This window comes from Mastigocoleus sp. MO_188.B34 (assembly GCF_030065675.1).
In the GTDB taxonomy this organism is placed as follows: domain Bacteria; phylum Cyanobacteriota; class Cyanobacteriia; order Cyanobacteriales; family Nostocaceae; genus Mastigocoleus.
Genome location: NZ_JASJDK010000114.1, coordinates 1 through 19,838 on the forward strand (window position 1 = coordinate 1; position 19,838 = coordinate 19,838).

Consider the following 19,838-nt stretch of genomic DNA (forward strand, 5'->3'; position numbering starts at 1 on the left):
ATTAACAGGAGTGACAACGGAATTTTCTTTTCCTAAAGTTTGGTCTGATGTAACTTGAGCGAGGACAGTATTACCAAAATAAATCAATGCTCCAGCAGTAATCACAGGAACTGAGAACCAAAACTTTTGTTTTAGGTGAAGAAGTCGCCATTTTGCAACCATAGTAAATTAACCCCATGATTGATGGAATTGGAGAGTTGTTTGGAGATGCTCACCTTACCGATGTAAAACAATACCGATGAGATTTAATTTGATTGTCAATGCTTGGAATAAATTCTAAATAAAATATATCAAAATTAGTGATTTTGTTATGAATTAGCAAACATGAACAATAAACAACAAAAATACTTGAAATCACACTCTTAATACTTTACTCTTTACTTATTTACTAGCTAGCTGATTGATTTTAGACCTGTGATGACAAGTTACAATAGAAAAAATTATTTGAGTAGTCTTTTTTTGTTTTCTTAACATTTGTGCATTTTCGGTATTTCTCTATACAAAAATTTTTAAAACATATAATAATTCGATTTGATCCATGTTAGCAACATGTATCTGAACCCTAGGTGGTGCAGTTATAGGTATAAATTTAGTGAAATTGGTATTTATCTTCATGTTCAGTTTATAACTCAACTATCTGATTTATAGGTTTTTATTTAATTCGTTTTATGCACTTCAAGGAGATCTGCATAAATTTATGCAACCATAAACCTAAGAAATATGTAGTTAATCTTTTTGCTGTGCCTGAAGATAAAATTCACGCAATTTAAGGGATTATGAACAATGCAAGCTAACTCATTTTTTACAGTTGATAGCCAGCCAATTACCTTTGAACAAGCTCTCAAGTACCTACAATCTTCAGGGGAAATGGGGAATTTTGTCGGAGAAATTCTACGTCAACATATTTTAGAACAAGAACTACTGTCAAGAGAAGAGCTACAAATAAATCCAGTAATCATAGAGCAAGCAATAATTAATTTTCGTTTAGAACAACAATTAACTGAACCTAAAGTATTTGAGCAATGGCTTACAAGTAATAATCTAACCTATGAAAGTTTTCATCACAGATTTGAAAAGGGATTTCAACTTGAAAGACTAAAAGATGAAATTACTTTACCCAAATTACAAGAAGTTTTTATTGAAAAAAAGATTTTTCTGGATCGAGTAGTCCTCTCTCGTTTGATTGTTGAGAATCAAGAATTACTAGAAGAACTTAAAACCCAAATTGAAGAAGGAGAAGCAAGTTTTGAGAAGTTAGTTCAGGAATATTCCATTACAGAAGACAAGATTTTTAATGGGATGATGGGGTTGCTCAGTCGCGGACAACTACCAGATGAACTTAGAGCTGCTGTTGACTTAGCCAGTCCTGGAGATTTAATGGGACCAATAGAAATTGAAAAAAATTGGTGTTTGTTCCGAATGGAACAATGTATCAGCGCATCACTCAGTGACGAGCAACTTAAGGAAACCCTGAAAAACGAGATTTTTGAACAATGGTTAACACAAAAGATTCAAGAAAAAGAAGTGCAGTTAACAATGTAGCTGTAGCGAATGAAATACTTAATATAGTTTGGGAAGATTTACCTTGGTGTTTACTTTCTCCGGAACAACAAACACAATTCAAAGATCTAGCTCAGACCAGTCACTATTATTTAGGAGAAAAGCTTTGGTCTACTAATATTCCAGGAAAACAATTTTTGATTCTTAGTGGTAAGGTACGTTTAAAAGAAGAAAGCACTAACAAATCCCTTGCTAATTTCACAATTGGAGACTGGTTTGGTGATTTACTAGAACTTTCTGGAAACATCAAAGCAGTTGCATCCAGTAAAGAAGTAGTAGTCATTTCCTGGGATGCGACTCTATGGAAAGAAACGAATTCTCCAGCCATCAATGAATTTTGGGAAGATTTGCGATCTCCCCTTAAGAGGGTATCGCAAATAAAATCTCTCTCCCAAGTTCAACAGATATTGGATTATCCATTTGTATCCAGTCTCAACACCGCAGCGGCTTGTTTAACAATGGCAGCACAACAGCTGCAAAGTCCAGTACAGCTAGATTGGGTAAAACGTCAGCTAAAGGGACAACGACCAAAACATATAGTAGCAGCCACTGAAAATTTAGGGATGGGTTTACAAAGGTTGCACGTTTGTTGGAGTGACTTACATCAGCTTTCCTTTCCAGCTTTATTGCACTGGAAACAAGAATATTGGGTGGTAATGTATGGTGTCAGAGGCGATCGAGCCATTATCGCTAACCCTCTAAACCCCAGTCAAACTTGTGAAAGTATTCCCCGATCGATAATTGAATCTGCATGGGATGGACAACTTTGGCTAGTAGAACCAATTCAAAAACAGGAAAAATTTGGTTTGAGTTGGTTTTTACCAGCTATTTGGCGCTACCGTAATTTACTAGGAGAAGTATTATTTGCATCTTTAACACTGCAACTATTGGGATTAGCAAGTCCAGTATTGACTCAGGTAATCATCGATAAAGCAATGGTTCAGGGTAGCATTTCTACTTTAGATGTAATGCTGATAGCCTTGTTTTGCATAGCTTTGTTTGAAGCATTTCTGGGTATTTTACGGATGTTCACTTTTACCCACACTGCTCGCCGTTTGGATCTGAGTTTATCTTCTCAAGTCTTTCGACACCTGATGCAGCTACCCCTGGCTTATTTTGAAGCCCGTCGGGTGGGAGACACTGTTGCAAGAGTCCAGGAGATGGAAAATATTCGTCAGTTTCTTACAGGGACAGCTTTGACAGTGGTTTTAGATGCAATCTTCGTTGTCGTATATCTAGCTTTAATGTTCTATTATGACTTGAAGTTGACGATGGTTGCTTTAGCCGTCATTCCTCTATTTGCGATTCTTATCTTAGTTTCCACACCAATTCTACGACGTTGGCTAAATGAATCTTTCAACCGTAGTGCTGATAGTCAATCTTTTTTAGTAGAAACAGTAACTGGGATTCATGCAGTCAAAGCCCATGCAGCAGAAAGAACAACACGAGAACGCTGGGAAGGATTATTTGCTCGTTATGTGCGTACTGATTTTAAAGCTGCAACCGCTTCCAATATCAGCAGCAATATTGGTAACTTTTTTCGGAGTTTATCTTACCTATTAATTTTAGGATTTGGTGCTCATTTAGCAATTCAACAAAAGCTAACAGTAGGTGAATTAGTAGCATTTCAAATGCTGTCAGGGCGAGTAACAGAACCAATTTTACGGCTAGTACAACTATGGCAAAATTTCCAACAAGTTTTACTTTCCGTTGACCGTTTGGGAGATATTTTAAACGAAACACCAGAAGCAGAATCAGGAACAGGTTTAACTCTACCGTCAGTAGAAGGAGAAGTTACCTTTGAAAAAGTTTTCTTTCGTTATCGTTCCGACCAAGAAGCAATCCTTAAAGGAATTTCCTTTAATATTAAACCGGGAATGTTTGTGGGAATTGTTGGTCGTAGTGGTTCTGGTAAAAGTACTCTTTCCAAACTTTTACAGGGACTATATCAATCGGAATCTGGTCGTATATTAATAGATAATTTTGATGTCAAACTTGCAGATTTAGCTTCTTTACGACAGCAAATTTCTGTAGTGCTCCAAGATGATTTTCTGTTTAACAGTTCTGTTTTAGAAAATATCACCTTAAGCAATCCAGAAATTACTCCTGAACAAGTCATCAATGCAGCTAAATATGCAGCAGCACATAACTTTATTAGCGAATTACCTCAAGGTTATGAAACTAATGTAGGAGAAAGAGGTACAGCACTTTCCGGTGGACAAAGACAAAGAGTCGCTTTAGCACGTTTATTTCTTTCCCAAGCACCGATTTTGATTTTAGATGAAGCAACAAGTGCTTTAGATAGTGAAACAGAACAAATAGTGCTGAAAAATATTAAAGAAGTAGCTCGGAATCGTACAGTATTTATGATTGCTCATAGGTTTGAACCTCTCAAGCAAGCAGATTTAATTCTGGTTTTGGATAAAGGTGTATTAATTGAACAAGGAAGCCATGCAGAATTAATCAAACAACAGGGATTATATTGGTCATTATACCAGCGTCAAAAATCTTCTATATAATTTTATATAGCTAAAAAAGCTAAAAATAAATTTTATTCTAGTCCTTAACTTTGGATGTTGATGATTTAAGGACTAGATAGTTTCGTATTTATTTTTTACTATTAGTTTGAATCCTTAATTCAATCATATTTAAACTAGTTTTAATTATCAAAAAATTATTTTTTTCATAAAAAAACTATATTGACCAATTATCTGCATAATCTCACAATGATATTTTCCTATTAATAAATAGAGTAAACAATCAGCTATTCACATTTATGCTAATTAATGACAAAACAAAAAATACTAATGGTACAACTACCAGCTTAGATACAACTGGAAATTTTCAAGTATTAGACAACTCTCTTGGTTCTCATGACTTAAATAATTACTCTCTCTCTAAATTCAGAAGTCAGAGTAGTTCTAGTGCTACTAGTAAAACTTCTTCTGCTACAGATCCTAACGGAACTTTTTCTAGAGCCACTTACATTGGTAAGTTAACAAACACAATCACCAACAGAGGTAGAATAGGTGGTCAAGCCTCTTATGGTAAAGACGAGCATGACTTTTACAAATTTAGGTTAAATAGTAACCGCGATGTTACTTTGAGTCTTTCTGGCTTGAGTAGAAATGCAGGTTTAGCAATATATGACAGTTCTCAAAGACTAATTTCTTGGTCCAACAAAGGTGGTAATAATGCTGAGTTTATTCGCCGCTCACTTTCTAAGGGTGATTACTACGCCTTGGTTTATAAGTATTCTGGTAATGGTACAAATTATAAACTTACAACTAAACTCAATTTGAGTAAGTATATTGCTGGAAATTTAAGAGCTAATACTTTCTCACTGGATTCTCGTTACGACAAGATGATTTTCTCTGGGAACGGTAATGTCGATTATGGCAGTGGTAAGCGAGATATTCTCAATCTCTCTAGGATTTCCTCTAAAAGTGTAAAGTTCAATTTTGCAAACACTCGTGGAGGTGGCGTCCTTTATAACTCTGGTAAAGGTAGTCGTGTATTTGATGCTATGACACTGAGTAACGGCAAAAAAATATTATTCGAGGGAATCGAAACCATTCGCTTTAGCGATCGCACTATTAACTTGTCAGTCAAACCTAACGATCCTTTGTTCAAGAAGCAATGGAATTTACACATGATGGGGGTTCACAATGCGTGGCGTTTCACCAAAGGGTCATCAGGAGTATTGGTTGGTGTACAAGATACAGGACTAGGAACTAATAGTCGGGGTTTCATCCACTCGGATTTACGTAAAACTACAATTTATAGGAATAACTATCAAGATGAATTTTTCCGTGAAATTAGGGGTAAGAATTATGGAAGAAAATTTACTTCTCATGGAACAGCTGTTCAAGGGATAATTGCGGCTGCAACTAATAATAGACGGGGTATGAGTGGAATCAACTGGAATTCTCGAGTTTTCCATATTGATGTTCTCGATGGTAATAAAAACGACCAATCTAAAGCAAAAGCTACTCAAAATATGATTAATGAGGCTAATCGAAATGGACAGCGCCTTGTCATCAATATGAGCTTAGGTGGTGGTAGTACCAGTAGTGCATTTGAAAAATTGATTGCCCGAAATCAAAAGAATGCCCTCTTTGTAATAGCATCTGGTAACGATAATCGTAATAGTATTTCATATCCCGCACGTCTTGCAAGTCGGTACAGTAATGTTATTTCTGTAGGTGCTTCCTGGGGAACTCGCGATACACGTGGTAAATTGAGGACACCTGGTACTCGCATTTCTTACCCAGGATCGTGGGGTTCTAACTATGGAGATGGATTAACCCTGATGGCTCCTTCTGAAGTTTATACTACTAACGCGAGGCGCAACTCATCAGGAAATGTTGGTTTCGGTTATGCTACTCGCTTTAATGGAACTTCCGCAGCAACACCCCATGTTACAGGAGTTGCTTCATTAGTTTGGAGTGTAAATAGTCGATTGAGCGCCACCCAAATTAAGTCGATTATGTCACAAACAGCATACGACCTTGGTACAAGAGGCTATGACAGAGTTTATGGTCATGGATTTGTTAATGCTGATGCTGCTGTTCGACGGGCTATGGCATTAGCAAGAGGTGCCGCATAATTTCTACAACCTTGAAATAGGATAAAAGCAGTTTTGAAAAGCTCCTCAAGAAATTTTTCAAAACTGCTCTTACAAATTATTCATCAAAAAAAACTGAGATAGTTCTCATGACGACTTACTGGACAAAAATTTTAGGCAGCTTAATTTGGAAAAAGCCGCTGATCCATTATTTAATTCTAGGATTGGCAGTATTGACTTTGACTAGTTGCTCATATCCAACCCAAGCAGAAAACTCGCCTAAATTATTTTCAAAATTTTCAAATTCGACTCATCCTTCACAAGGTGGTAATGTGAGTAATCTGATTAAATTTAAAGTGATTAATTTTGGATATAGCCCTTTAGAAGAAAATTTTGAACCTGATCCCAAAGTGCTTGTATTTCGAGATAAGAAGACATGGAGTAAATTTTGGAACACAATTTCAATTTTAGATTTGAATTTGCAAAAACCTCCCGTTCCCAAATTCAATTTTGAGGAAAAGATGATTATTGGATTAACTTCTGGTTCTAAAACTACAGGAGGTTATAAAATTCGTATCAATAAAATTGAGTCATTTCAAGAAAAACAGGGTAGACGCTGGATAATTCACTATACCGAAATCAGACCCGATGAGAGTTGCATTCTAACTCAAAAACCAACAACTCCCAACATTTTTATCTCCACAGATAAATCAGATATTTACTCTATTGATTTACAAGGGAAAAAGATGATTTATTCTTGTTCTAATTAACTACAATTTTCCACCGGGAATTTGTTTCCATACATAAATTATCTAAACTTCAATTTCAAACATATTTATGATTAAGTTCTCCTAATTTTCAAGGAGCAGGAATTTCCTATGCAAAATTCACATATTACACCCTCAGTAATAAAAACTCGTCAAATTCGCCAACAATTAGTCCAAAATGAAGATTACTTATCTTACGAATTAGGACAAGCAGTTAAAAAATTGCCACCTTTTTATACTCGTATACTTGCAGGAAGTATTAGTTTATTGGTATTCAGTATTCTTACCTGGGCACATTTTTGTAAAGTGGATGAAGTTGCAGTAACTCAGGGTAAATTAATTCCTTCTGAAAAAATACGTCCTTTACGTTCGGTGGGAGAAGGAGTTATTAAAGAAATCAAAATTAAAGAGGGAGATAGAGTAAATAAAGAAGATGTTTTAATTGAACGTGCTCCAGATTTATCGGAAGCAGAAATTAACCGTCTAGAAAACTCTGCAAAATTGATCAAACAAGACTTAGCTCGTCTGGAAGCCGAACATGCAGGTAAAGGTTCAACTGGAGTAGGTTTACAAGACCAATTATTGCGATCGCGTCTAGAAGACTTTAAAAATCGTCGCGCAGCAGCAGTCGCAGAATCCAAGCGTCAACTAGCAATCAAAAATGCGTCTCAACAGCGTTTAATTGGTTTGAAGCAAAACCTCTCGAATGCCAAAACTAATCTTAGCTATGCACAAACTAGTTCTATTAACGCACAAAAACTTTTGCAACAAAGCCAGAAAAGACTTAATTTAGCTCGTAAAAGAGAGCAGTCTTTTGCTTCTTTAGCAAGCAGTGGTGCTGTTGCTCGCATGGACTATATTGAATCCCAAGAGAGAGTTACTAGTACAGCTGCTGATGTTACTAGAGTCACCGATCAAATTACCCAAGCACGCGATCGCATTACAGATGCTCAGGATAAAATTACTTCTTTGGTAAGAGACATTGCGGTACAAGAGCAAGAGATTCTTCAAGCACAACAAGCATATACTGTTGCCCTCAATCAAGCAAAACGTCTGGATTCTGAGCGTACCAGTGAAATTTTGACCCAAATCAACAGACGTAGAGAAGAACTAACTAATATTCAAGGTGAATTAACTAAGGTCAAAACTAGGCGTAGGGACGAAACAATTAAAGCTCCAACACAAGGAATAGTTTATAACCTCAAAGCAACTCTTGGACCCGTACAACCAGGGGAAGAATTATTATCTATTGTTTCTCCTGATAATAAATTAGTCTTGGAAACAAAAGTCCTCAATCGCGATATTGGCTTTATCAAAGAAGGAATGGATGTAAAAGTAAAAATAGCTACCTTTCCCTTTCAGGAATTTGGTACTATCGATGGCAAAGTAATCAAGATTAGCCCCAATGCAATCAGTGATGAAAAATTAGGATCGGTTTTCTTAGCACGAATTAAACTTGCACGACATTCAATGAAGGTAAGAGATAATAAATCTGACTTTACCCCGGGAATGACTGCAACTGCAGAAATTGTCACTCGGCAAAAGTCAATATTGATGTTTTTTATTGAACCAATTATTCGTAGATTTGATGAAGCATTTTCAGCAAGGTAATACCAATTTCCTTTAATATTGCTATACTTAAGGTTGTAAATTTGATACAAGCACAACTCTCGCCTTAAGCATCTCCACAACAGAAGGATCGTGAGAAGTAAATATTAAAGTACCTCCGTTACAGGTAAACTCCTTCAAGACATCCAACATCAACGCCAAAGACTTGGGATCTTGTCCCACCATAATTTCATCGAGCAAACAAATCTGCGGTTTTCTTGCTAAAACAGCTCCCAATGCTAATCTGCGTTTCTGTCCCTGAGAAAGGGAATGGGGATGTTGCTCAATCAATGAACTTAAATTTAATTTTTCAATTAACAAACTTGCAACTTCTGGAGTCACACCTGGCTGAAAAATTTCTGACTGGACACTATCAGCAAAGAGTTGGTGGTTGGGATTTTGCAGTACAAAACCGACATTTTTCGCGATTTGGACAACACTGCGCTTGGTAACGTCTCGACCGAGAATTTCTAACTTACCTGTAGCAGGTTTAAGCAAGCCACTTAAAAGTTTGAGTAAAGTTGTTTTACCACAACCATTATCACCTTTAAGTAATACAGTCTCGCCACTATTCACTTGTAAATTTGGGTAAGCAGGATACCCTCCCCAACTAAGATTTTGGGTTTGTAGCACAATGACGTTGGAAGTCTGTTGAAGATTGTTGGGAACTGAGGAAGTATGAGTTATCAAATCCGTTGAGACATGGTCTGACCGATCTCTAAAAGAATTTTGATTGGATGATAAACGATTTTCATCCTCCCAATCAGCAACGCCGAGAATATCCCACTCAGAAAGTTTACCATCTTGGAAACGAAAAATACGATCGCAAATTTCTTTTACCGCATCAAAGCGATGTTCAATTAAAATTACAGATTGTCCTCGCTCTCTACGGGAGTGTAATATTTGCGTCAATAACTTTACCCCCTTAGTATCAAGAAACGCAAAGGGCTCATCCAAGAGTAATACAGGTTGACCAGTTGCTAACATACATCCCAACAAGAGACGTTGTTTCTGTCCAGCAGAAAGTTGGTTAATATGCCAATTTCGTTGAAGGTCTAATCCAAACTCTTGTAAGGAAGTCTCTGCTAATAGAGGAATTTCTTTGGTGTCCACATTCCAATTTTCCAAGCCAAAAACCAATTCTTCCCAAACTCTATCGGTAAAAATTTGGGTTTCTACATTTTGCAATAGAATACAAAAATTTTGCGATCGCTCTCTAATAGATTGCTGATTTATCTCATTTCCTTGGTAAAGTATTTGACCGTTTAATTTTCCGCCAACATGTTCGGGTGAGATTCCTGCAATGCAATTAAGCAAAGTACTTTTACCGCTACCAGTTGCTCCAGCAATTAAAACAACTTCTCCGGGATATACCGTCAAATTAATATCTGCAATAGTTGGTTTTGACTTTCCTATATGGGTAAAGGAAAGGTCAACTACTTCCAGTTGCGGATCTATTTGACTATGTTTGCTTGCATTCCCCATTCGATATAACCTACCCCTAACAGTATTAGTACCAGACCCAAACCAAAAACTAAATCTTTAATTTTCCAGGTTAGTGGTTTAGAGTTACTTCTGGGAAGTGCAGGGTCATAACCTCTGGTTTGTAAGCCAATGGTAACATCATCGGCATAGGCAACTATTTGAAAAACTAAGGGAATAAACAAACCACTAAACCAATGTTGTGGTTGAAGACTTAAGTTGATCCCTCGTAATCGATTTGCATCAATAATTCGTTGGGTTTCTTGCTGGATAATTGGTAAAAAGCGCCAAATCAACATTAAACTCAGCGTCAAAAAACTTGGTAAACGTACTACTTGTAAAGTTCTGATTAAATCTGCTGGGGGAGTTGTACCAGCAAGTAAGGGTGCAGGTATGGCGATCGCTAATAAGCGTAGGGCGCTAAAAAGTGATTTTTCCAAATCTCCCAATAACCAGGTAGAAAGTCCAACAAATAATGTTATTACCAGGGAAACTCTTATTAAAGTTGCAGTTTGAATGGTGACTTGGGTAAACAGCAAAATTAATAATATTCCTACCAGTGAACCTACAGAATAGATATTTTGCAACAAAAATGCAAAACCAATTAAGACTATACAAGTAACTATTTTGATCAAAGGGTTAACTTGGGAAATAAAAGTATATTTTTGCTGATTTGGTTTTTGTTTATCAAATTTATGATTTGGTTGTCGTTTATTAAATCTAGAGGTCAGCATCTAATTTCCCAGCTCGCTTAAGTTGCTTAATTACTAGTTCTCCTAACCACCAACCAATTGCACCGGTAGCACAGGAAGCTATCCCCATAACCACAAAAATCCAAGGTTGAGTTAAAAGTTGGGCAAACTTACCCCCTACTACGTAAGCTGCAATTAACAGACCTAGAGGAGCAGCACTACCGAAGAATACAATATTACCAAGTAAGCGGTTACCTTTACTGTGATAATTCCCTCGGAAAAAGATTATCAATTCGGTCAAGAGGCTAGTAGCAGTCAAGTAAAGGGTGATTACAGGAGAAATCGCTCCCAACAACAAAGCTAAAGGCACAATCATTAAGGCGACACTACCTTTACGTTGTAACCTCGCCATACCGATGGTCATAAAAATCCCACCAAAAGGTCCCCAAGCTACAAGTTGAAGTCCGGGGAAAAAAGCCGCTAAAGGACCAACTATTAGTACAGCAATTACCATCCCAATAGTCATAAAAGCGGCAAAAACATAGTCTTTTAAACGCCAGGTAGAATCTTGCATTTTTCTTTAATAGAATTTTATTTGTGTAAAAACTTAACTCTTATGCATCGCATAAGTTAATCATGCTCAATACTATTAAAAATTACAATCACACGAAAAACAAAATCAAAATTTAGGTGACGTTACCAAACAGCGCGTTAAAGATTTGGAAGGATATTTGCAATTAGTTAATAATCGATAAAAATCTTGCTTTTCTGTTTCCCGCTCCCACTTACTTACAATCGGGTGTGGGGTTTTTTAGTTTTAAAGGTAATTTACCAGATATCATATAAACTTTGGTACTAAGCTGTTTTGTGGCGCTCGTAGCATATTATTTATTATGGCAACAATTAACGATAATTACCTGAAACTTAAAGCCGGCTATCTATTCCCCGAAATTGCTCGTCGAGTGAATACCTTCGCGGAGGGAAATCCAGAAGCTCAAATTATTAAACTGGGTATTGGTGATGTTACCGAACCTTTACCTGAAGCCTGCTGCAAAGCAATTATTAAAGCTGTCGAAGAAATGGGCGCTCGCGCCACATTTAAAGGTTATGGACCAGAACAAGGTTATCCTTGGTTACGCGAAAAGATTGCCATACAAGACTTTCAGTCACGAGGTTGTGAGATTGATGCCTCAGAAATTTTTATTTCAGATGGCTCTAAATGTGATACTGGTAACATCCTGGATATTTTTGGTCACGATAATACAATAGCTGTCACAGACCCCGTTTATCCAGTTTATGTAGATACTAACGTGATGGCGGGAAATACCGGAGATGCAAAAAATAATGGTGAGTATGAAGGTTTAGTATATTTACCCATCACAGCTGAAAATCAATTTACTGCAGAGATCCCCTCAGAAAAAGTTGATTTAGTTTATCTCTGTTTCCCTAACAACCCTACAGGTGCTACTGCTACCAAGGAATATTTGAAAAAGTGGGTTGACTATGCCAAAGCTAACGGTACAATAATTTTCTTTGATTCTGCATACGAAGGTTACATTACCGATCCTACTTTACCTCACTCCATTTATGAAATTGAAGGAGCAAGGGATTGTGCGATCGAATTTCGTTCTTTCTCTAAGAGTGCTGGGTTTACAGGTACTCGTTGCGCCTTTACTGTTGTACCAAAAACTTTAAAAGGAAAAGCATCTGATGGCTCAGATGTTGAAGTCTGGAAACTGTGGAATCGCCGTCAATCAACTAAATTCAATGGTGTTTCTTACATTGTTCAGCGCGGTGCAGAAGCTGCTTATTCTGAAGAAGGTAAATCACAAATCAAACAACTAATTAACTTTTATTTGGAAAACGCCAAAATAATTTGTGATAAGCTCACCGCAGCTGGGTTGAAGGTATATGGTGGTGTAAATGCACCTTACGTCTGGGTTAAAACTCCCAATAATTTATCAAGCTGGGATTTCTTTGATAAGTTACTTCATAACACTAATGTGGTGGGAACTCCTGGTTCCGGTTTTGGAGCAGCAGGTGAAGGTTACTTCCGAATTTCTGCTTTTAATAGTCGGGAAAATGTGGAAGAAGCAATGAAACGTATTACTGAAAATTTCAAAATTTAGATTGGTATATCACTGCTAAAAGAATTTGACACCCAAGAAGATAGTGTTGGTGAAAGTTACTACGCATTTTTATATTTCGTCACATTAATTTTGTTTTGTCGCGTGACGTTAGTCATAGTGTTTGTTGTCTCAAAGTTCACGCAGTGCGTCCAATAGATTGGGTGGGGTGGGGGACTTTTGTCCCCCTTTTATTGGGTGTACTTCAATTACTTGCAATCCGCTACATAATCGAATGTGCTGATATTCTTCGGATAAGTGCAAGTCTCCAAGCAAATGCAAAAATTATCTGATAAACGACTACATAAGTACAAATAATATTTTTTGTAATGCTGTAACGTTGCAGTAATGACATCATCGGTGGGTAAACTTCAAGAATATGCAGTTAGTAGATAGATTTTTTATCCCAGTTTTCTATTACCTTTGATTAGCAACGTTCAATAATTAGTATTACATAAAACATTTTATGACTATTAACACGCCTTGGTGGATACAAACGATTATTGGTGAATTATCTGAGACACAAAATCAAGAATTAACTGCTGAATTTTTACATCAAGAGGATATATTTGAAAGAATTTGCTGTGAAATTCAGTCGAAACTGGGCTTTGATTACGTAGCAATTCAAATAATCAGTCCAGAAGATAATTTTATCGAGACAGTTTATGGAAATGGAATTGCAGCTTCTTGGTTAGGAAGAGCCAAACATTATATGGAACCAGATTCCGATTTACGTGATATTAATGCTGATATTGCTCAAACTGGTCGTACTGAAATTATTTCTGGATGGGACGAGCGATTTAATAAATGGATGTATAAAGAATATAAGCATGAAAATTTAGTTCGAGTATTCACACCAATTATTACTATTAAAAATAAAGATGGGACACTTAATGATAATTGGTTTGAATCTATTCATGGGCAAGTTGAATCAGATATCAAAAAGCAAAATGGATACAACAAAGTTATAAAAATTAATTCTAAAATATCTAATTCAAAATGTAATATCATCGGTACAGTGGAAGCCGGATACCAAAATAGAAATGTGCATATTGAAGTTGAAAAAGCAGTTAGTTTATACCAATTAGTATCTAAATCGGCTTTAGAAATTAATAAATTATTATTATCATATGGCTTGGAAGTTATAGCAGAAAAAGTTAGAGAAAGCCTAAAAGCAAACTCAATAACTTTATATTTTTTACAAGATGAACTACAAGGAAACTATATTTATGAAGCTTGTTCGGGTCAACTAGGTAAACGTCTCTTAAAAATATGTCCACCTCGTAAAGACGGATTAGGGGAAATTTCCATTCGTGAACAACAAGCAAAATTTATTCCTAACAAAGGTGAAAATCATATAAGTTTGGAAGCCTTTAACCCAAAAGCTTTTAAAGAAGGAATCAGGGCAATGGCTGCATTTCCTTTACTGATTAACAATTTAAAAAATCATTCAGAACATAAGTCTTTAACAGGTGTTCTTTACATATTTTTCAAGAATAAACATCAGTTTACTCATAAAGAAATTTCTCAAGGGCAATACTTTGCAAATAGTTTAGCTTATGCCCTTTTAAACTTAATGACTTATAAAAAGATGCAAAGGCAAACTCGACAACTGAAAATTCTAAACTCAGTTGTTGAATCTCTTGCAAAAACACCTGAAGATGGTAATCTACTAAATCATATTGCTTGGAATATGTTAAATATTCTAGGTGCAGATATTGTCACAATTTTTGAATATATTGAGTCCGATAGAGAATTTATGGCACTACCTGCGACCGCAGGACGACTTAAAATTCAAAAAAAGTATAAGGAAATCACTGAACAAAGTATTCCTTTTCGATTAGTCAAACGGAATGAGAACATTTATGCAACACAAATTCTTGAAGAACCATTTTTTCATTCATTTAAAAAATCAAACTTTATCAAGGAAGAAAAAATAAAGTCTACAGCTGGGATTTTACTACGAGTTGGTCAGGAAGTAATTGGTGTTTTGTTTATCAACTATCGACATGATCATGTATTTTCTAAACAAGAAAAGCAAATAATTGATATATTAGCTTCTTCTGCAGCGATCGCGATCAAGAATCAACGATGGTTAGAAGTTCTTAAGGAAGTTGACCGAGAAATTATTGCAACCCTAGACCAAAAAGAACTTTTGATGCGGATTGCTCAAAAAGTTGCTCAGGTTACAGCAGCTGAGTTTGGAGAAATTCGTTTGCTTGATTTAAGCACTCAAGAACTTGTAATGGAGGCGAGATACCCCTCCAATACACCAATTGATAAGCAATGGAATCGTCTCAGCATCAAAGATGGTGGTGAAGGAATCACTGGATGGGTCGCTAACTATCGACAATCAAAATTAGTACCGGATGTTCAGCTTGAACCCCTATATAAACGCTTTTTTCAAAATACTAGTTCTGAATTGTGCGTACCGCTTTTGGATAAAGACAGTGGTTTATTGGGTGTATTGAATGTAGAAAGTACTCGTGTTAACGCCTTCGATAAAAGAGACCAGCGAAGGTTAGAAGCCCTTGCAAACCAGGTGGTAATTGCTCTTAAGAATGTCAAGAATAACGAACAACAAATTGCGATTGAGAGAATGGAAACTCTTAATCTCATTGCTCGGTCAACTCTTCACCGAATAAATAATCATTTGGGAGCAATTCAAGTATGGGCACAGAAAATTATTGATGGAGGCGAACAATATAGTCAAGATTTTGCCAGGAAGATTCGCTCTGAAGTGACTAAAGCTTTAGAAGATAGAAATCGTATCAGACGTTGGTTGTTGGATAAGTTTACACCTATTAATGTGTGTCAGATAATTATCACAGCGCATAATCGAGTTAGCATACCATCAAATATCAATCAAGAATTAAATATACCTAGTAATTTGCCTGAAGTAATGGGAACTGAAGTACAGTTAGTGGATGTTTTTTACAACTTGATCAAAAATGCAATTGACGCAATGCCCAATGGGGGTGAATTATCTATTAATGCAACAGTATTAGAACAGGAAAAACAAACATGGATTGTAGTACAAGTTATTGATACCGGAATAGGTATTTCCCTAGAGAATCAAAGTCAAATATTTGAAATAAATTACACTACTAAGCCAGAACATGATGGAGAAGGTTTATGGTTAACGCGAAGTTACGTAGAGAGAATTGGTGGAAAGTTAAATGTGAGTAGTGTTCCAAACCAAGAAACAAAATTCACTGTGCTGCTTCCAGCCATTCAAACACAAGAACTATAATGTCAAACTTCGTAATAAATCGAAATTTACTTAATAATTAGACAAATTTATGACAGCTTTTAAAATATTACTCGTTGAAGATGAAGCAAGTTGGCAAGGTATTCTCAAAGATTATTTAAAAGTAGCCTTGAAAGGTACTGAGTATCCAAAAAATCCAATTCAAATTATAGGAACCTACAATGAAGCCAAAAAAGCTCTTGAAAGTGATGGACCTTGGGACTTATTAGTCGTGGATATTAGACTAGGTTCGCAGAAAAATACTTTTGGGAAATTTTTGGTAAAACGTGCAAACGAATTAGAGATACCAACAATTGTGGTCAGTGGAGAAATAACGGTCTCCGATGTTCGGAATTTTCTTAAAGAATATAAGGTATATGATTGTTTTTCTAAAGATGACTTCGTTTCCCAAGATAAGGCTTTTATTGAAAGCGTACAAATAATTTTAAAACAGGGAAACAGTAATAAAAACAATATAGATTCTCAGGTTGATTCAGTAGAAAATACTCTGGCATCGAGTATTACAAATAACTACGCCCTGTTGATTGGAATTTCTGACTACTTGCATATTAATCGTTTAAACAAGACAATGATTGATGCTTCTGACTTGTACCATACTTTAGCTCAGAATGGGTATCAAAATGCAAATATGCACTTATTAATAGATAAGCAAGCAACCAAAATTGCAATCAGCAGTGAACTAAATTGGTTAGCTAATTCCACCAGAGTTGATGATACAGTAATTATCTTTTTCTCTGGTCATGGAATCCAACAAACTGCTAAATCTCAAACTGGTGAGTATTTATGTCCTGTAGAAGCAAATTTAAAGGACTTGGAAAATAGCTGTATTTCCAGTAAAGAGTTTATAACGATTTTACGCTCCATTCCTGCTCATCACATAGTTGTGTTCCTAGATACTTGCCATAATAGTTTAGTCAATGAAACACAAGAGGTAAAATTAGATATTAAAGGAGGCTTATCAGAAGCAGTATTAACTGCTTTAGCTGAAGAAAAAGGACGAATAATTATTGCTTCATGTAAAGAAGAAGAATTTTCTTGGGAGTTACCAGATATGCGTAATGGTTTGTTTACTCACTACTTACTAGAAGGTTTACGTGGAAGTGCAGCTAGACCAGATGGTACAGTTCCAATCATGAGACTCTTTAACTATATATCTGACAAGGTTCCTCAACACTGTTCCCAGCATCCATTGATAAAGTCCAATGCTGAAAACTTTATTATTGCAATATCTGGGAATTAGAGGCAAATCTAAATAGTTGAGACTATCTCAAATTCTTGGATTTTCCCAAATTATGTAATCATTTGCATATTTGTGTCGCAAATTCTTCTGTATTTTATTTCTCTGAAACTCCTTAATATAGTTGTATTGATTTGTAGTCGTATTTATTGGGGTTTTCAGAGACAAATAAATAAATTATTCGTGTTAATATTATGTGTCTTGATATCCTTTACTACTTGTTAAAAATAGATTTTTATAAAAATTGCTGACAATTAGCAATATTCAATGAGTGAATTAAAAAATATATTAAAGCTATTAAAAAATAACAGAAAATTTTTCATATGTATGGTTATTGGAGTTTCGATAATCAGTTTTTCATATCGACCATTATCTGAAGTACAGTGGATCGGCTTCGGAGAAGATAAGATTACTTCAAAGGGTGAAGAACAAGTAAGAAATCCCAAAAATAAAAAAATTGTTAAGTTAATAGAAACTAAAACAACATATACAATACCAGAAAAAACACTTTGGGATTGGCTAGAACTACTTAGTAATCTTGCAATTCCAATTTTCGTTGTATTTTTGACCTATGAATTTCAACGTAACGAACAAATAAAGTCAGAAGAAAGAACTAAATTTGAAAAAGAAAGAACAACTAATATCTTGAATGAAGAAGTTTTGCAGGCTTATATTGATAGGATATCAGAGTTATTAATTGATAAAAATGTCAAAACTTTATCTATTGATGACCCTTTACGAGATGTAGCATTAGATGTGGCACGTACAAGAACATTATCAGTACTGCGAAGACTTGATAAAGATGGAGAACGAAAAGGAAATATTATTCGGTTTTTGATTGATGCAGGATTTATAGCGAAATTGAAATTAGATTTAAGCAACGTAGATCTCAGTAATGCCGATCTTAGAGGTACAAATCTTAGTGAAGCCAACCTCATTAATGCAAATCTCACCAACGCTAATCTCAGCAATGTCAACTTTAATGGCGCAAACCTAAGTGGAGCCAATCTCATTAGTACGAATCTGAGTCATGCTTATCTCTATGATACCAACTTAAATGGAGTCAATCTCAGTAATGCTAATCTCAGCAATGCCAATCTCAGAGGTGCTAACCTCATGGGAGTTAATCTCAGTGGTGCTAACCTCAATCATACTTACTTGATTGGTGCTAATCTGAGTCGTGTCGATCTCAGTGGTGCTAACCTCAGTGAGACTTATCTGAGTGGTACCAATCTCAATGGTGCAAATCTCAGTAGTGCTAATCTTAGTGGTACCAAGTTCGAGCATTACATTTACGGTACAGCCGAAAATATAACAACAGAACAAATCAAAGAAGCCAATAACTGGGAAAAAGCAGTATACAGTCCCCAATTTCGTAAAAAACTCGGCTTACCACCAGGAAACTAAAAAAATAAATTTATAAATCAATCAGATAGAAAGAAAATGTGTTTATATGCAACATTGAATAAAAGGACAATTATTCAGAGCATATACATAGCAATTATTTAAATTATTAGTACAAGTATATAATTACCAGTTCATAGTAAACTGTTTATATTTAAAAAGACGTAGCATGCTACGTCTTTAATATATTTTTGCTATTTATCCAGCAATATTTTTGATAAAAAATGTCTATATATAAAATAATTAATTGATATATTATAAAGCTTTTGAGTGGTTTTCTTCTGGGGAATCAAGTTCTGCAAAAAAGTTTTTAATTTTACCCCCAATTTCATCTGCAGCACTTCTGAGTTCTTGTTTTTGTGTCTCATCAAGCCCTTGCCAAAAAGCTTGCCATAAACTTGCTGCCATTTGAATACCAATGAAGGGAGAAAGAATACTTAGAGGGACAAGAATAGAACTACCAAAAATCATTACAGCTATTACCAGAACAGCTCCAACAGCTACACCTTTTTTGCCAGCGTCCCAAGCAATTTTGCTCACTCTTTCAATGATCTCACTATTTTTAATATCACCACGACGTCGCGCTCCTTCAAGATGCAGAAGTTCCTTAACGGCTTTGTATATTGCAAAAGATATACCAGCTCCAATTAGTCCAGCAGTAGCTGATTCAATTATCTCAAGCTCTCCTAGAGCTTCGAGAATTTCACCATCCTTTAACTCTTCTAGACTCTCTTCAAAAGAAGGATCTACTTGGGAAGCGGTTAACTTAGAGCCTTTGGATAACTTTGCAACGTCGAATACATCCATATGTACTTCGGGGGATTCATATTTGATATTATTCATAGCCATGATAACCTCTTAATCAAGTTGATTATTCTAAAATTTGGGTAAATACATCTACAATTTGGCTTTTTTTCTTCGCTTAATTCATGAAGCCTAAATTTTGGTTCTCAATCAATAATTAATTCATATTGATTTGGTAGAAATCAAATTATCAATGATATATTTTTCTACCTTTTCATTTTTATCATTCCGGATTTTGAAGCATTCTTCTTAATAAGATAATTTAATGATTTACATTACTAAATACTTTGAATCAACACACTCTTTTTTTAGAAACTCCT

The 19,838-nt window shown here is 35.6% G+C and carries 13 protein-coding genes; 9 read left to right on the forward strand and 4 right to left on the reverse strand.

Annotation, left to right across the window (positions count from 1 at the left end; genetic code table 11):
- Positions 1 to 783: 783 nt before the first annotated feature.
- From QNJ50_RS22100 to QNJ50_RS22120, 5 genes are all read left to right on the forward strand, one after another.
- Positions 784 to 1,542 carry a peptidylprolyl isomerase gene (locus QNJ50_RS22100; RefSeq protein WP_300639543.1) on the forward strand — a complete coding sequence of 253 codons (759 nt, stop codon included), beginning with the start codon at positions 784 to 786 and terminating at the stop codon, positions 1,540 to 1,542.
- Positions 1,494 to 4,079: a peptidase domain-containing ABC transporter gene (locus QNJ50_RS22105; RefSeq protein WP_300639545.1), complete on the forward strand. Its 2,586-nt coding sequence runs from the start codon at positions 1,494 to 1,496 to the stop codon at positions 4,077 to 4,079. Before QNJ50_RS22100 ends, QNJ50_RS22105 begins: the two co-directional genes overlap by 49 nt.
- Positions 4,080 to 4,336: 257 nt before the next feature.
- Positions 4,337 to 6,169 (forward strand): S8 family serine peptidase, encoded by a 1,833-nt coding sequence (locus QNJ50_RS22110; protein WP_300639548.1) that lies wholly within the window; start codon positions 4,337 to 4,339, stop codon positions 6,167 to 6,169.
- Positions 6,170 to 6,276: 107 nt separating this feature from the next.
- Positions 6,277 to 6,897: a protease complex subunit PrcB family protein gene (locus QNJ50_RS22115; RefSeq protein WP_300639551.1), complete on the forward strand. Its 621-nt coding sequence runs from the start codon at positions 6,277 to 6,279 to the stop codon at positions 6,895 to 6,897.
- Positions 6,898 to 7,005: 108 nt separating this feature from the next.
- The gene (locus tag QNJ50_RS22120) at positions 7,006 to 8,505 is read left to right on the forward strand and encodes an HlyD family efflux transporter periplasmic adaptor subunit (RefSeq protein ID WP_300639556.1); all 1,500 of its coding nucleotides are present in this window, start codon (positions 7,006 to 7,008) and stop codon (positions 8,503 to 8,505) included.
- Positions 8,506 to 8,532: 27 nt separating this feature from the next.
- On the opposite strand, the gene QNJ50_RS22125 is transcribed toward QNJ50_RS22120, so the two are convergent.
- Genes QNJ50_RS22125 through QNJ50_RS22135 form a run of 3 tightly spaced genes read right to left on the reverse strand, consistent with a single transcriptional unit; the run spans position 8,533 to position 11,250 of the window.
- Positions 8,533 to 9,987, reverse strand: a complete 1,455-nt coding sequence (locus tag QNJ50_RS22125; protein ID WP_300639559.1) for an ABC transporter ATP-binding protein — start codon at positions 9,985 to 9,987, stop codon at positions 8,533 to 8,535.
- Positions 9,957 to 10,718 carry an energy-coupling factor transporter transmembrane protein EcfT gene (locus QNJ50_RS22130; protein ID WP_300639562.1) on the reverse strand — a complete coding sequence of 254 codons (762 nt, stop codon included), beginning with the start codon at positions 10,716 to 10,718 and terminating at the stop codon, positions 9,957 to 9,959. Before QNJ50_RS22130 ends, QNJ50_RS22125 begins: the two co-directional genes overlap by 31 nt.
- The gene (locus QNJ50_RS22135) at positions 10,705 to 11,250 is read right to left on the reverse strand and encodes a hypothetical protein (protein ID WP_300639565.1); all 546 of its coding nucleotides are present in this window, start codon (positions 11,248 to 11,250) and stop codon (positions 10,705 to 10,707) included. Before QNJ50_RS22135 ends, QNJ50_RS22130 begins: the two co-directional genes overlap by 14 nt.
- A gap of 319 nt (positions 11,251 to 11,569) precedes the next feature.
- On the opposite strand from QNJ50_RS22135, the gene QNJ50_RS22140 reads away from it, so the two are divergent.
- From QNJ50_RS22140 to QNJ50_RS22155, 4 genes are all read left to right on the forward strand, one after another.
- Entirely contained in the window at positions 11,570 to 12,805 is a 1,236-nt protein-coding gene (locus QNJ50_RS22140) for an LL-diaminopimelate aminotransferase (protein WP_300639568.1), read from the forward strand.
- 463 nt (positions 12,806 to 13,268) lie between these two features.
- Complete coding sequence (locus tag QNJ50_RS22145) at positions 13,269 to 16,055, forward strand: GAF domain-containing protein (protein ID WP_300639571.1); 2,787 nt, start codon at positions 13,269 to 13,271, stop codon at positions 16,053 to 16,055.
- Between the two features lie 49 nt (positions 16,056 to 16,104).
- Entirely contained in the window at positions 16,105 to 17,313 is a 1,209-nt protein-coding gene (locus QNJ50_RS22150; protein WP_300639574.1) for a caspase family protein, read from the forward strand.
- A gap of 324 nt (positions 17,314 to 17,637) precedes the next feature.
- Positions 17,638 to 18,717: a pentapeptide repeat-containing protein gene (locus QNJ50_RS22155; protein ID WP_300639577.1), complete on the forward strand. Its 1,080-nt coding sequence runs from the start codon at positions 17,638 to 17,640 to the stop codon at positions 18,715 to 18,717.
- Between the two features lie 252 nt (positions 18,718 to 18,969).
- On the opposite strand, the gene QNJ50_RS22160 is transcribed toward QNJ50_RS22155, so the two are convergent.
- The gene (locus QNJ50_RS22160; RefSeq protein ID WP_300639580.1) at positions 18,970 to 19,557 is read right to left on the reverse strand and encodes a hypothetical protein; all 588 of its coding nucleotides are present in this window, start codon (positions 19,555 to 19,557) and stop codon (positions 18,970 to 18,972) included.
- Positions 19,558 to 19,838 lie beyond the last annotated feature (281 nt).

Coding starts and splice junctions, on each gene's coding strand:
- QNJ50_RS22130 (WP_300639562.1), bottom strand. CDS start 10,718: ATGCTGACCTCTAGATTTAATAAACGACAACCAAATCATAAATTTGAT.
- QNJ50_RS22135 (WP_300639565.1), bottom strand. CDS start 11,250: ATGCAAGATTCTACCTGGCGTTTAAAAGACTATGTTTTTGCCGCTTTT.
- QNJ50_RS22100 (WP_300639543.1), top strand. CDS start 784: ATGCAAGCTAACTCATTTTTTACAGTTGATAGCCAGCCAATTACCTTT.
- QNJ50_RS22115 (WP_300639551.1), top strand. CDS start 6,277: ATGACGACTTACTGGACAAAAATTTTAGGCAGCTTAATTTGGAAAAAG.
- QNJ50_RS22155 (WP_300639577.1), top strand. CDS start 17,638: ATGGTTATTGGAGTTTCGATAATCAGTTTTTCATATCGACCATTATCT.
- QNJ50_RS22110 (WP_300639548.1), top strand. CDS start 4,337: ATGCTAATTAATGACAAAACAAAAAATACTAATGGTACAACTACCAGC.
- QNJ50_RS22125 (WP_300639559.1), bottom strand. CDS start 9,987: ATGGGGAATGCAAGCAAACATAGTCAAATAGATCCGCAACTGGAAGTA.
- QNJ50_RS22145 (WP_300639571.1), top strand. CDS start 13,269: ATGACTATTAACACGCCTTGGTGGATACAAACGATTATTGGTGAATTA.
- QNJ50_RS22140 (WP_300639568.1), top strand. CDS start 11,570: ATGGCAACAATTAACGATAATTACCTGAAACTTAAAGCCGGCTATCTA.
- QNJ50_RS22105 (WP_300639545.1), top strand. CDS start 1,494: ATGGTTAACACAAAAGATTCAAGAAAAAGAAGTGCAGTTAACAATGTA.
- QNJ50_RS22160 (WP_300639580.1), bottom strand. CDS start 19,557: ATGAATAATATCAAATATGAATCCCCCGAAGTACATATGGATGTATTC.
- QNJ50_RS22150 (WP_300639574.1), top strand. CDS start 16,105: ATGACAGCTTTTAAAATATTACTCGTTGAAGATGAAGCAAGTTGGCAA.
- QNJ50_RS22120 (WP_300639556.1), top strand. CDS start 7,006: ATGCAAAATTCACATATTACACCCTCAGTAATAAAAACTCGTCAAATT.